The sequence below is a fragment of the Janthinobacterium agaricidamnosum NBRC 102515 = DSM 9628 genome (genome assembly GCF_000723165.1).
GTDB lineage: Bacteria > Pseudomonadota > Gammaproteobacteria > Burkholderiales > Burkholderiaceae_D > Janthinobacterium > Janthinobacterium agaricidamnosum.
In genome coordinates this window covers 3,743,150-3,756,131 of sequence record NZ_HG322949.1, presented here as the reverse complement: position 1 = coordinate 3,756,131, position 12,982 = coordinate 3,743,150, and the positions used below count along the sequence as shown (strand labels likewise).

8 protein-coding genes and 2 tRNA genes are annotated in these 12,982 nt (G+C 61.4%); 6 read left to right on the top strand and 4 right to left on the bottom strand.

Features of this window, described 5'->3' with window-relative positions:
• Positions 1-26 precede the first annotated feature (26 nt).
• Positions 27-1,286 (bottom strand): protein kinase domain-containing protein, encoded by a 1,260-nt coding sequence (locus tag GJA_RS26815; protein ID WP_144241566.1) that lies wholly within the window; start codon positions 1,284-1,286, stop codon positions 27-29.
• Between the two features lie 365 nt (positions 1,287-1,651).
• On the opposite strand from GJA_RS26815, the gene GJA_RS15990 reads away from it, so the two are divergent.
• Positions 1,652-2,161 carry a GNAT family N-acetyltransferase gene (locus GJA_RS15990; protein WP_038494006.1) on the top strand — a complete coding sequence of 170 codons (510 nt, stop codon included), beginning with the start codon at positions 1,652-1,654 and terminating at the stop codon, positions 2,159-2,161.
• A 26-nt stretch (positions 2,162-2,187) separates the two neighbouring features.
• On the opposite strand, the gene uvrB is transcribed toward GJA_RS15990, so the two are convergent.
• Entirely contained in the window at positions 2,188-4,275 is a 2,088-nt protein-coding gene (gene uvrB / locus GJA_RS15985; protein ID WP_038494003.1) for an excinuclease ABC subunit UvrB, read from the bottom strand.
• A 113-nt stretch (positions 4,276-4,388) separates the two neighbouring features.
• Here uvrB and GJA_RS15980 point away from each other — a divergent pair, with 113 nt between their 5' ends.
• The 5 genes from GJA_RS15980 to GJA_RS15960 all read left to right on the top strand — a co-directional run bounded on the left by GJA_RS15980 (position 4,389) and on the right by GJA_RS15960 (position 7,710).
• Positions 4,389-5,603, top strand: coding sequence for an amino acid aminotransferase (locus tag GJA_RS15980; RefSeq protein ID WP_174525978.1), 1,215 nt, complete (start codon positions 4,389-4,391; stop codon positions 5,601-5,603).
• Positions 5,604-5,717: 114 nt separating this feature from the next.
• Positions 5,718-5,793 (top strand) — tRNA-Asn (locus tag GJA_RS15975).
• A 111-nt stretch (positions 5,794-5,904) separates the two neighbouring features.
• Positions 5,905-7,176: a glycerate kinase type-2 family protein gene (locus GJA_RS15970; protein ID WP_038494000.1), complete on the top strand. Its 1,272-nt coding sequence runs from the start codon at positions 5,905-5,907 to the stop codon at positions 7,174-7,176.
• Positions 7,177-7,179: 3 nt separating this feature from the next.
• Positions 7,180-7,503 carry a Dabb family protein gene (locus GJA_RS15965; protein ID WP_038493997.1) on the top strand — a complete coding sequence of 108 codons (324 nt, stop codon included), beginning with the start codon at positions 7,180-7,182 and terminating at the stop codon, positions 7,501-7,503.
• Between the two features lie 131 nt (positions 7,504-7,634).
• Positions 7,635-7,710 (top strand) — tRNA-Asn (locus GJA_RS15960).
• A 397-nt stretch (positions 7,711-8,107) separates the two neighbouring features.
• On the opposite strand, the gene GJA_RS15955 is transcribed toward GJA_RS15960, so the two are convergent.
• Positions 8,108-10,330: a TonB-dependent siderophore receptor gene (locus GJA_RS15955; RefSeq protein ID WP_051780972.1), complete on the bottom strand. Its 2,223-nt coding sequence runs from the start codon at positions 10,328-10,330 to the stop codon at positions 8,108-8,110.
• Positions 10,331-10,701: 371 nt separating this feature from the next.
• The gene (locus GJA_RS28340) at positions 10,702-12,846 is read right to left on the bottom strand and encodes a TonB-dependent receptor (protein WP_242404670.1); all 2,145 of its coding nucleotides are present in this window, start codon (positions 12,844-12,846) and stop codon (positions 10,702-10,704) included.
• Between the last annotated feature and the right edge of the window lie 136 nt (positions 12,847-12,982).

The following is a 12,982-nucleotide window of genomic DNA, read 5'->3' as shown; positions in this document are numbered from 1 at the left end:
TCTGAATTTCAAATGGGGAGCTTGCCTCAAGTTCGGGGCGATTCAGCAAAGTAGTTTTCGCTTAATAGTTGGCGTGGGGATATTTTGTCTTTCAGCATCTCCGCAAAAATTGCCAGGGATTCAGCATCCAGTCTTGTTTCGTCGTCTTCGGGCATAGCCTCAAGCGCTTCCTCAAATTCGTCCTGAAGCGCATCGTAATCATACTCATTCTCCTCGTAAGTATATGCAGAGCGAAGTCCCAATAGCGCTCTGCCAAGTGCACTGACAAGTATCCCAGCCAGCTGGATATGGTCCTCATGAAATCCATCAAATTCATCTTGAGCGCGCTGGTCGGGCGGAAAGTATTTACCCAGTCCAAAGTCGATTATTTTCACGTTTCCAGATGGCGTATGGATAAAGTTCGCTGGTTTCATATCGGGAGATGCCACTCCCTTGTCATGCATGTCTGCAATCGCTTGTATATATTGCCGGGCGATATGCTTGATTTGTGCTCTCGCCTCGGATTGTGTTAATTCTCCATCAGTGATTTTTTTGAGCACCTTTTCGCCATCTTCTCCATTGATCAATTCCATGAAAAGATAAGATTTTATGTCATTGCCTTTCTTCACATGTGCAATGTCATAAACTTCCGGGAAATGATGGCCTTTGCCAAGCATCTGATAAATAAAATACTCAACTTCGGATTCCTTGATTGAAGAAGAGGAATTGTGCGTAGAGGACTCATCGTCATCCAGATGATATTTTTTTACTGCAACAACTTGGCCATCCTGCCGACAGGCGATACGTACCTTACCTTGCCCACCTTCACCTAGTACCTTTCTATTGGTCCATTTATTGTCAAATTGAAGAGAATAGAGGGTGCTATTATTTTTGAAATGAATCATGGTAGGGGGCAGGCCGTCTTCTCTTTTATCCCAGCGATCAGCGGCATGACGGCTCAATGCCTCTTCAATATTGAAAGACGCTTCGAAGGGGTTGTGAATGCCGTGCTCTGAACCCTCCTCCGTTGACAAGCGAGACGTATTTCGCGGTGGAGTCGCCAAGTGTGCCGACTGGGAAGAAAGCCAATGGGAAATGTCACGGTGTTGAGTGTAACCACGGGGGCGTTTTGCCTGGGGGGATGGCGGGTTGGGGGTGTCCGGTTTTTTTCTTTTCATTGAGGCACTTGGCGCCGCTCCCATGCCAGGTGGATGATCGGCGCTCGTTGCCAGGGACGGGGGCGTCGCTGTGGAATTCTGGGGCGAGTCGATCGAAATGATGGGTAAAAAATGGCCGATGGAAGGCATGTTAATGTCCGAGAAGGAGGGGTGACCAAAAAACGGCAATGCGCCGCAATCTGAGTTGCAAGCAGTTCATTTTGAAATGATGTTCTCTCGTTATGAAACTGTGGTTGACGAGGCGCGCGCGTAGGCTTTGCGCGATTCCCAAGCGGGCTGGCAGCGTCCCGACACTCCTGTGTAGCAAAAGGATGGAGGCCGGTTCCGTGCCCACAAGAATTCCTGTAAAGTAAGCGTGTCGGATGAAAATACCGATGAAAATGGGCGGGGAGGCTGGAACTGAGCAAGAGACAACTGTGCCGGATGGTATGGATATGGCGTAGCCAAGATTAGCACACCTGTCTTCGACCGGTTTTTCTTCTGGAGATGGCCCTATGACGATTTTGCACACGGCGCGTTTGCGCCTGGAACCGATTACCGAGGCGCATTACGATCGCATGCGCACGCTCAATAGCGATCCGGTGGTGATGACCTATCTGAACCGTGGCCAGCCGGAGGCCGAAGAAAAGACCCGCGCCGCTGTCGAGCGCATTACGCGGCGCTGGGCCGAGTGGGGCTATTCGTGGTGGGCCTTGATCCGCCTGGACGATGGCGAAATGGTCGGCATGGCGTGCCTGCAGCACCTGGACGGCGAGGTCAGCCAGCCGCTGGAAATCGGCTGGCGCCTGGCGCGCGCCGGCTGGGGCCAGGGTTATGCCAGCGAGGCCGCCGCCGCCATCGTGTCCCACGCTTTCACTGCGGTCGGCGTGGCGGAAGTGTATGCGGTCGCCCACCCCGACAATGCCGCGTCGATCAAGGTCATGCAGCGCCTCGGCATGCAGTACATCGGCAACGAAGCCCATTACGACCTGGATTGCGTGGTGTACCGCTTGCCGCGGCCCTGACGGCCAGACCAACGCCGCTGGCCGGCTTATTTGCCGGCGATCGACGTTACGTTGTCGCTGCCCGGCGCACCGAACAGCTGCTGCTTCAGGATGTGCAGCTGGTCGCGCACCTGGGCGGCTTTTTCGAACTCCAGGTTCTTGGCGTGGTCGATCATCAGTTTTTCCAGGCGCTTGATTTCCTTGCTGACCTGTTTCTCGCTCATCGACTCGTACTTGGCCGTCTCTTGCGCCGCCTGCAGCGTTTCGCGCGCTTCCTGCGGGCTGTAGACGCCGTCGATCAATTCCTTGATCGCTTTCTTGACGCCGATCGGCGTGATGCCGTTGGCGGTGTTGAAGGCGATCTGCTTGGCGCGGCGCCGCTCGGTTTCATCGATGGCGCGGCGCATCGAATCGGTGATGCGGTCGCCGTACAGGATCGCGGTGCCGTTCAGGTTGCGCGCGGCGCGGCCGATGGTCTGGATCAGGCTGCGCTCGGAGCGCAGGAAGCCTTCCTTGTCCGCATCGAGGATCGCCACCAGCGACACTTCCGGCAAGTCCAGACCTTCGCGCAGCAAGTTGATGCCGACTAAAACATGGAAGGTGCCGATGCGCAGGTCGCGCAGGATCTCGACCCGCTCGACGGTCTCGATATCGCTGTGCAGGTAGCGCACCTTGATACCATGGTCGCTCAGGTATTCGGTCAATTGTTCCGACATGCGCTTGGTCAGCGTGGTGACCAGCACCCGTTCATCCTTCTTGACCCGGTCCAGGATTTCCGACATCAGGTCGTCGACCTGGCTGCTGGCCGGACGCACGATGATTTGCGGATCGACCAGGCCGGTCGGGCGCACCACCTGTTCCACCACCTGGTCCGAATGCTGCTTCTCGTACTCGGCGGGGGTGGCCGAGACGAATACCGTCTGGCGCATCTTCGATTGGAATTCCTCGAATTTCAGCGGCCGGTTGTCGAGCGCCGACGGCAGCCGGAAGCCGTAATCGACCAGGTTGGTCTTGCGCGAACGGTCGCCGTTGTACATCGCGCTCAGCTGGCCGATCAGCACGTGCGACTCGTCGAGGAACATCAGCGCGTCCTGCGGCAGGTAGTCGACCAGCGTCGGCGGCGGCTCGCCGGGCAGGGCGCCGCTCAAATGGCGCGAATAATTTTCGATGCCCTTGGTGAAGCCGATCTCGGTCATCATTTCCAGGTCGAAGCGGGTGCGCTGTTCCAGCCGCTGCTCTTCGATCAGCTTGGTCTCCTTGCGGAAGAATTCCAGCCGTTCGCGCAATTCGTCCTTGATGGTTTCGATCGCCCGCAGCACGGTCGAGCGCGGCGTGACGTAGTGCGAACCGGGATAGACGGTGAAGCGCGGAATCTTTTGACGCACCCGGCCGGTCAGCGGATCGAACAGCTGGATCGATTCGATTTCATCGTCGAACATTTCCAGGCGCACCGCCAGCTCGGCATGCTCGGCCGGGAAGATGTCGATGGTGTCGCCGCGCACGCGGAAGGTGCCGCGGCCGAAATCGACTTCGTTGCGGCTGTACTGCATCTGGATCAGGCGCGCGATCACGTCGCGCTGGCTGACCTTGTCCTTGACGCGCAAGGTCAGAATCATCTGGTGGTATTCGTTCGGATTACCGATACCGTAGATGGCCGAGACGGTGGCGACGATCACCACGTCGCGCCGCTCCATCAGCGACTTGGTGCACGACAGGCGCATCTGTTCGATGTGTTCATTGATCGACGAATCTTTTTCAATGAACAGGTCGCGCTGCGGCACATAGGCTTCAGGCTGGTAATAGTCGTAATAACTGACGAAATATTCGACCGCGTTTTGCGGGAAGAATTCGCGGAACTCGCTATACAGCTGGGCCGCCAGCGTCTTGTTCGGCGCAAAAATGATGGCCGGCCGTCCCATGCGCGCGATTACGTTCGCCATGGTGTAGGTCTTGCCCGAGCCGGTCACGCCGAGCAGGGTCTGGAACGCCAGTCCATCCTCGATGCCTTCGCTGAGCTGGGCGATCGCGGTCGGCTGGTCGCCGGCCGGCAAAAACGGCTGGTGCAGCCTGAACGGGGAGTCGGGAAAAGTGACCACGGCCGGCGCCGGGTCGCTTGCAACGGATAAATCAGCCATACGAATCAGACCTTTGTTAAAATAGGGTGCTGCTAGCGGCCCTGGAACGGTAATGGAGGGGCGCTATCGGCAATTCCGCTGCGAACCTGCCTTCAATCGAATTCAATCTTATCATGACGAACCCTCTTGTTCCTGCCAGCCTGTTCAGCGCCATCGACATGGCTCCCCGCGACCCTATCCTGGGAATTACCGAAGCCTTCAACGCGGACCAAAATCCTGCGAAAATCAATCTGGGCGTTGGTGTGTATTATGACGACAATGGCAAGGTGCCGCTGTTATCGTGCGTACGCAAAGCCGAAGCGATCCTGATCGAGCAAGCCGCGCCGCGCACCTACCTGCCGATCGACGGCCTGGCCGCGTACGACAAGGCGGTGCAAGAACTGGTATTTGGGGCCGACAGCGCCGTGATTCAAGAGCGCCGCGCGGTCACCGTGCAATCGCTGGGCGGCACCGGCGCGCTGAAAATCGGCGCCGACTTCCTGCAGCGCTTCGCGCCGGGCGCGCAAGTGTATATCAGCGACCCGAGCTGGGAAAATCACCGCGCGCTGTTTGAGAGCGCCGGTTTTGTCGTCAATAACTACGCCTACTACGATGACGCCACCCACGGCGTCAATTTCGACGGCATGCTGGCCGACCTGAACGCGATGCCGCGCGGTTCGATCGTGGTGCTGCACGCCTGCTGCCACAATCCGACCGGCGCCGACCTGACGTCCGCGCAATGGGCCGAAGTGATCGCCACCGTGACCAACGGCGGCCTGATTCCGTTCCTCGACATGGCTTACCAGGGTTTTGGCGCCGGCATTTCGGAAGATGGCGCGGTGGTGCGCCGTTTCGCGGCCGCCGGCGGCCCGCTGCTGGTGTCGAACTCGTTCTCGAAATCGTTCTCGCTGTACGGCGAGCGCGTCGGCGCGCTGAGCGTGATGGCGTCCAGCGCCGAAGAGGCTGCCCGGGTACTGTCGCAACTGAAACGCGTGGTGCGCACCAACTACTCGAATCCGCCTACCCAGGGCGGCAAGATCGTCGCCACGGTGCTGGCCAGCCCTGAACTGCGCCAGCTGTGGGAAGACGAGCTGGCCGGCATGCGCGTGCGCATCCGCGAAATGCGCGTCGACTTCGTGCGCAAGCTGAAGGAAAAAGCGCCAGCCCACGATTTCGCCTTCGTCAGCCAGCAAGTCGGCATGTTCTCGTATTCCGGCTTGACCAAGACCCAGGTGGAAGCGCTGCGCGCGGAATCGATCTATGCGCTCGATACCGGTCGTATTTGCGTGGCAGCATTAAATTCGCGCAATATCGATATCGTTATTGACGCAATCGCCAAAGTCCTTTAATATCTTTGTTCTCCGGATCGCTTGAAAAAACTTTCCGGAAGGTAATATGAAATACTTCAGTCGATGCAGAAAGCTTGCTGAAGCGCGATAAGAAGTATATAATATTGCCTCTTTTCCCTGATAGCTCAGTCGGTAGAGCGACGGACTGTTAATCCGCAGGTCCCTGGTTCGAGTCCAGGTCGGGGAGCCAGAATTCAAAAGGCCACGTTGAAAAACGTGGTCTTTTTTGGTTTGTGCGCGAGAAAACAGTTGCTCATTCATGGCAGAATGAGCGTTGTTCATTCGCCATTCACCAGACTCCATGACTCCTCGCGCCATCTTGCTGGACCTGTTCCAGGTCGCCGTCGCCGCCGCGCAGCCGGCCAGGCGGCTGCCGCCATTCCTGCCGCCGCCGCCGCGCGGCAAGACCGTGGTGATCGGCGCCGGCAAGGCCGCCGCCGAAATGGCCGCGCAACTGGAAGCGCTCTGGCCCGGCCCGCTGGAAGGCGTGGTGGTCACGCGCTACGGCCACGCGGTGCCGTGCCGGCAGGTGCGCGTGCTGGAAGCGGCCCATCCTGTTCCCGATCAAAACGGTATCGCCGCCGCCCGGGCGATGCACGCGGCGCTGGCTGGCCTGAGCGCCGACGACCTGGTGATCAGCCTGATTTCCGGCGGCGGCTCGGCCTTGCTGGTCGAGCCGGTGGCCGGCATCAGCCTGGCCGACAAGCAGCAACTGACGCGCGACATGTTCCAGGCCGGCGCCACGATCCGCGAATTGAACCGCGTGCGCCAGGCGCTGTCGCTGGTCAAGGGCGGCCGCCTGGCCGCCGCCGCATGGCCGGCGCAAGTGCTGACGCTGGTGATTTCCGACGTGCCGGGCGACGATCCGGCGCTGGTCGCGTCCGGGCCGACGGTGCCGCCATCCTGTGCCGATCATGACGATGCCGCGCTGGCGATTGTCGAGCGCCTGGGCGTCAACTTGCCTGCACATGTGCGGAAAGCCTTGCAGGTCGCCGTGCCGCTGGGCGGCGACTTTTCCCATTGCCGCACCGAGTTGATCGCCACGCCGATGCAAAGCCTGCAGGCGGCCGCGCGGCGCGCCGCCGAGCTGGGCTACGCGCCGCTGATACTGGGCGACTGCATCGAGGGCGAGGCGCGCGAAGTGGCGCAAATGCACGCCGGGATCGCCTTGTCGGCGCAGCGTTACGGCCAGCCGCTGGCCGGGCCGGCGGTGATCTTGTCGGGCGGCGAAACCAAGGTCAGTTTTGGCGCTGTCACACCGGGACGCGGCGGGCGCAATACCGAGTTCCTGCTGGCGCTGGGCCTGGCCTTGCGCGGCGCGCCCGGCATCCACGCGATCGCCTGCGACACCGACGGCGTCGATGGCAGCGAAGACAATGCCGGCGCGCTGTGGCTGGACGATAGCGCGGCCCGCGCCCGCCGGCAGGGCGTCGACATGCGCGGCGCCTTGGAGCGGCACGACGCCTACCGCGCCTTCGCGGCATTGGGCGATCTGGTGGCGTGCGGACCCACGCACACCAACGTCAACGATTTTCGCGCTATGCTGATCGAACCAAAACAGGACAGGATATAAACCATGATAATTCCAGCAGGTTTGCGGCACGTCGTGCTATGCGCGTTTCACGAAGAGATGCCGGAGCGGCAGGGCGCCGAACTGGTGCGCGAATTCGCGCGCCTGAAGGAGCTCATCCCGCAGGTGCGCCATTTCGAATATGGCGAAAACGTCAGCCCGGAAGGCCTGGATGACGGCTATACCCATTGCTTCACGCTGGTGTTCGACAATGCGTGCCAGCGCGACAGCTACCTGTCCGATCCGGCGCATTTGCGCTTTACCGATTTGCTCAAGCCGTGGCTGGCCAGGGTGCTGGTGTTCGATTACACGCCGCAGGCGCCGGTGTGACGCTATGCGCCCAAACGCTGCTTGAGCAGCCTCGCAGGTAGTGGTGCAGCGGATGCGGCGGGACCATGAATATTTTGCCCGCCACTCTTGCTGGACAATCTAAAAAACGCCGTATATAATGCGGCCTCTTTTCCCTGATAGCTCAGTCGGTAGAGCGACGGACTGTTAATCCGCAGGTCCCTGGTTCGAGTCCAGGTCGGGGAGCCAGAACATCAGCAGCATCAAAAAGCCCAGCCTTTACGGTTGGGCTTTTTGCATTCCAGTGCGGGTTCTGAGGCGGCCGCGAGATTGGATGGTGCGCAGTTATTTGTGACCTGTGAAATATCCATGTCTCTTGGGCGCTGGTAGTCATATAACTTGCTGCTTCCCCGAACATAATCTGATATTGCCCTGTGGAATTGCGCCAGCTGAAAAAGTTGGACTGTACTCGTGGCGTGACTTGAAAAGATAAATCCGACGGCATTAACCATAGCTAACTATGGCGCTCAGCATGGCCGTTGTGCAGGATTGTTGGCCGGCTACTATTTGGTGCGCCCAAGATGTAAACGGGAGAGGTGGCTACAACACCTCGCTGCCTCTCCCCGTCATGCCCTGCCGCTGACCGTCAGAACGTATACCTCAGCGTCGCCAGTACATTCCTCGGCGCCCCGAACGTGATGTTGTTGAATACATCGAGCTGGTTGGCGTAATAGCGCTTGTCGAACAGGTTATTCACATTCACCTGCAGCGACAGCTGGCGGCTGATGTCGTAGCGGGCCATCAGGCTGGCGACGGCGTAGGCGTCCTGGCCGACGTCGACAGGATTGCCGCTGGCGGGATTGATGACGCTGGTGTAGCTGCGGCCTTCCCAGTTGAGGCCGCCGCCGATGGCCAGTTTTTGCCAGGTACCGGGCAGGCGGTATTTGGTGTACAGCTTGAGCAGCTTGTGCGGATGCACGGTGTTGATATCCTTGCCGCTGGCGTCCCTGGTGGTGAATTGCGTCCAGCTGATGCTGGCGTTCCAGCCTGGCGCCAGATCGCCGCTCACTTCCGTTTCATAGCCCTTGGTGGTCGCGCCGTCGATGGTGATATAGGCTTGCTCGCGCGTGTTGGGCACGAAGGTGGTGCCGTCGGCGATGGCGAAATTATCCTGTTTGACATGGAACACGGCCACGGCGGCATTGACTTTGCCATCCAGCAGTTCGCCCTTGAGGCCCGCTTCCGCGCTCTTGCCTTTCAAGGGATCGACATAGACGCCGCGCCGGTCGCGGTAATCCTGTGGGTCGAAAATGTCGGTATAGCTGGCGTACAGCGACGTTTGCGGTCCCAGGTCCCATATCAGACCCGCATACGGCGTGACGACGCCCTGGTGGCGCTGCGTGTAGGCGACGTCGGTCCACAGCGCCTGGTCGCCGTCGCGGCGCCAGTTGCTGACGCGGGCGCCGGCGATCAGTTTCAGCATTTGCGTCAGTTGCAGCCGCGTTACGCCATAGGCGCTGGTCTGCGTGGTGTGGGTGCTGCTGCCCACCTGTTGCGGTCCCCATGCGGGCTCGGGATAGCCGCCGGTCCACGCGCGGAAGTCGCCGATGGGCGGCGTGACACTGGCTGCGCGCGGGAGCCAGCGCATGGTGTACTCGCCATGCAGCAGGCCCATGGCCAGTTCGTGCTGGCGTCCCAACAAAGTAAATGGACCCACGGCCGTCAATCCGACGTCCGTCTGGTGTTCATCGACGCCATAGCCGATCAGGAAGGAATTCAGGCCCAGGCCCGTGTTCCGGTCCGGGCTGCCGCTGATCCAGTTGAGGTACTGGTCGCCGGTATTGCTGCGCCGCGTGGCCGACGCCTGCCATTTCCAGCCGTTGGACAGCCGGTGTTCCAGTGTTGCGAAAACGCTGCGCTGCTGCGTGTCCCAGCGGTTCCAGTCGGCGGCGGTGGTGGCCGAGCGGTCCCAGTTGGTCAGGCCGCCGTCCGCATAAAAGAGGGGCAGGCCGGACCACTGGTTGCCACGGTGGCGGTCGCGCTGCTCGCTGGCGCCCACGCTCACATGGGTTGCCGCATCCACGTCGGCGTCGAGCACGGCATAGAACAGCGCCTTGCCGCCGCGTTCCAGGCGGATGAAGCTATCGTGTTCTTCGGCGCTGACCACTACGCGGCCGCGCACGGAGGCGTCGTGGTTCAACGGCGAACTCAGGTCGAGCACGCCGTCGCGGCGTCCCCAGGAACCGGCGCCCAGGCTGGCCGAGCCGGTGAAGGTCTTGCTGTCCGCATGCTTGCGTATCAGGTTGATCGAGGCCGAAGGGCTGCCGGTGCCGTTCATCAGGCCGGTGGCGCCGCGCACGATTTCAACCCTATCATAGATGGCCGTGTCGGCCTTGGCTTCGCCCGCGTCGTTGCCGGGCATGGGCACGCCGTCGATCTGCAGCTTGTCGATGTTGAAGCCGCGCGATGAAAAGGAGCCGCGCACGCTGTCGAGTTCCTTGGCCGAGATGCCCGGCGCGCTATTGACTACCTCGAACACCGAGCGCAGGGCCTGGTCGTCGAGGCGTTCGCGCGTGATCAGCGACACCGATTGCGGCGTATCGCGCAGCGACAGGTTCAAGCCGGTGGCGGCGGTGCTGGCGCTGCTGGTGTAGGAGCCGCTGTTCTCGGTTGGCCCCTGGGCGCCGGCCGTGACGACGATGGGCGCCATGGTTTGCGGCTCCTTGGTGCTGTCATTGGCCTGCGCCTGGGCGTTGCCGGCGGCGAGCAGGCCGGCCAGCGTCAGGTGGATGGCCATGGCGCTGCGCCGTGGAGAGAGGGCGAGAGTGTTCTTGTCGAAGGTGGTGAAAGTGCTGGTCCTGGTATGCATGCTTGTTGTTGTCATTTGCAAAGGGGTGAAGGCTGGGCGCGTTGCCGCGCCCAGGCGATAGGATGATGCCGTGGCCTGCTTATGCCGGTGATGTGCGTGGGCCGCCTCCTCTCTGCACGGCCATCGCCTGGAAAGCGCCACGCAAGGTCACGCCGGCATTGCCGCCGAAGGAAGAATCCAGGGCGCGGCAGTGGTAGCGGAAGGGCAGCGATTGCAGCGATGGTTGGGCGGTGGACATGGCGTTCAGTGAGCTTGGCGAAGCAGCGCCGTGAACGGCATGCATCTGATGCTGGGCATTAAATGATAATAACAATCATTCTCAATTGTAGTGCCTGGCCATCATTTTAGCAATCGGCAATGTCAATTCGCCATCAATAATCCAGCGCGTAAGTCACCCCGAAGCTGCGGCCGCGGCCCTTGTAGTCCAGCGCTTGCGCGGCGATCAGGCCGCCGTACAGGATTTTCGAGCGCTGGCCCCAGGTCGTCGTGTAGTCGCGGTTCAGCAAGTTCTGTATGCCGAAACTCAGCGTGCCCTTCGGCAGCCGGTAGGCGCCCAGCAAGTCGAACAGCGCATAGCCGGTGAGGCGCTTGCCGGACGCATCCGCCAGCGCGAACACCTGCGTGCCTTGCAGCCGCAAGGCCAGCGCCGCCTGCTTCCAGCCGACATACGAGGTCAGCTTGGATGGGCTGGAGACGGTCACGTCGCGCTTGTTCCAGTCGCCGTTGCCTTGCTGCTGGGTGATGATGGCCAGCCAGTTGGCGCCGGTATCCCACTGCTCGTCGACGCTGTAGTTCACTTGTCCTTCCAGGCCGATGTTGCGCACCTTCTGGTCGACCAGGGTGATATCGAAGGTGCTGCGGTTGACATCGATCGCCTTGTCCGACTTCGAGTAGAACAGCGCCGTTTGCAGCGCCAGCGGGCCGCCGCGATGGCGCCAGCCGGCTTCCAGCTGGCGCGTCTTGATGCCGCTCATCGGCGCAGCGCCGGCGTTGATCGAGTTCAGCAAATTCCAGGTGCCGGTCGCGCCGCCAGCCAGCGTGTAGTTGCCCTGGCCATAGTATTTGGCCGGGTCGGCCAGCTCAAAGCCTTCCGAGTAATTGGTCCAGGCCTGCTGTTGCGGCGACAGCTTGTACAGCAGGCCGGCATTGAACAAGGTGACTTCGTAGCTGTTTTTCCCGCCCGGGATGGCTTGCGCCGAACGGCCGATGCCGGCGGCGATCAGGCGCTGCTGCGCGGCTTGCACAAAGTCGTCGACCTCGATGTCGGCGCGCTGGCGCCGCACCCCGCCGGACAGCGACAGGGTCTGGCCGATGCGCCAGTCGGCCTGGCCGTACAGCGCGTAAATGTCGGTCTTGAAGCCCGGGTAGCGGCCCAATTGGGCGCTCTGCCTGAATACCAGGCCGCCGCTTTGCAGCGCCTGGGCGGTGTCGAACAAGACCTGCTTGCCTTCGAACTGCTCGTGGTCGTAATCGACGCCGTAGGTCAGTTTCACTTTGTCGAACTGCTTGGCGAACACCGCCTTCAAGCCCGAGGTGTCGGTATTCTGGCGCGACGCGGCGTAGTTCAGCGCGCGTCCCGGAACGCCGCCGGCGACGTAATTGTCGATGCCGGGGAAGGGATAGAAGTCCAGTTTTTCGCTGCGCGTGTAGGCTTGCAGGTAAAAGTCCTGGCCGCCGGCGATCTGGTCGGCATGGTAGTCGGCCGAGAACATGTGGCGTTTGGTGCGCGGCTTGATATCCGACGAAAAGCCGTCGCGGATGTCGAGCAGCGCCGGATTGACCGGCGCGGCGCTCAGCTGGATCGCGCCGCCCAGGTTGCGGCCCAGGTACAGCGCCTTGCCCGGCCGGTAGCCGGAATCATAGACTTGCGCCAGCAGTTTCAGGTGCCGGCCTTGAGCCAGTCGGAGGTCGAGGTTGCCGAGGATGTCGATCGACTGGTTGTATTGCAGGTCGGTCTGGGTGATGTCCGGGATCACGCCGTTGCCGTTGCCGTCGTAGGCGGCGCCGGTCTTGCCATACACGATGCCGAGCCGGCCGAAGACTTGTTGGTTGCCGCCGGCAAGCGATTGCGCGACATGCCAATCGAGGTCGTCGCCATTGCGCAAGCCGCTGCGCAGGCCGGCTTCGCTGGTGAAGGCCAACTGGCTGGATGCGGCGCGCCTGGTGACGATGTTGATCACGCCGCCGGTGGCGTTGCCGCCGTACAGCGCGCTGGCGCCGGACAGTACTTCGATGCGCTCGATGTTGAACGGGTCGATCGAGTCGAACTGGCGGCTCAGCGCGCGCGAACCGTTCAGCGACACGCCGTCGATCATCACCAGCGCGCTGCGGCCGCGCAGGTTCTGGCCGAAGGCGGTACGGCCTTGCGGGCCGATGTCGAGGCCCGGCACCAGGTTGCCCAGCATTTCCTTCAGCGGTACGCCGGCGCGCGCCTGGGCCGTGATTTGTTCGCTGGCGATGATCCAGGCGGTGCTGGGGATTTCCGTGATCCGGGTCGGCGTGCGCGCGCCGACCACCACCACTTCGCTCAACACCGGCGCGCCGGTGGCGGCAACTGCCGTGTGCGGGCTGGCGCCATGCGCCGCGGCGGCGCGCTGGACCAGGAAGCTGCCGTTGGCCTGCGGCGCGGCGCTCAGGCCGCTGCCGCGCAAG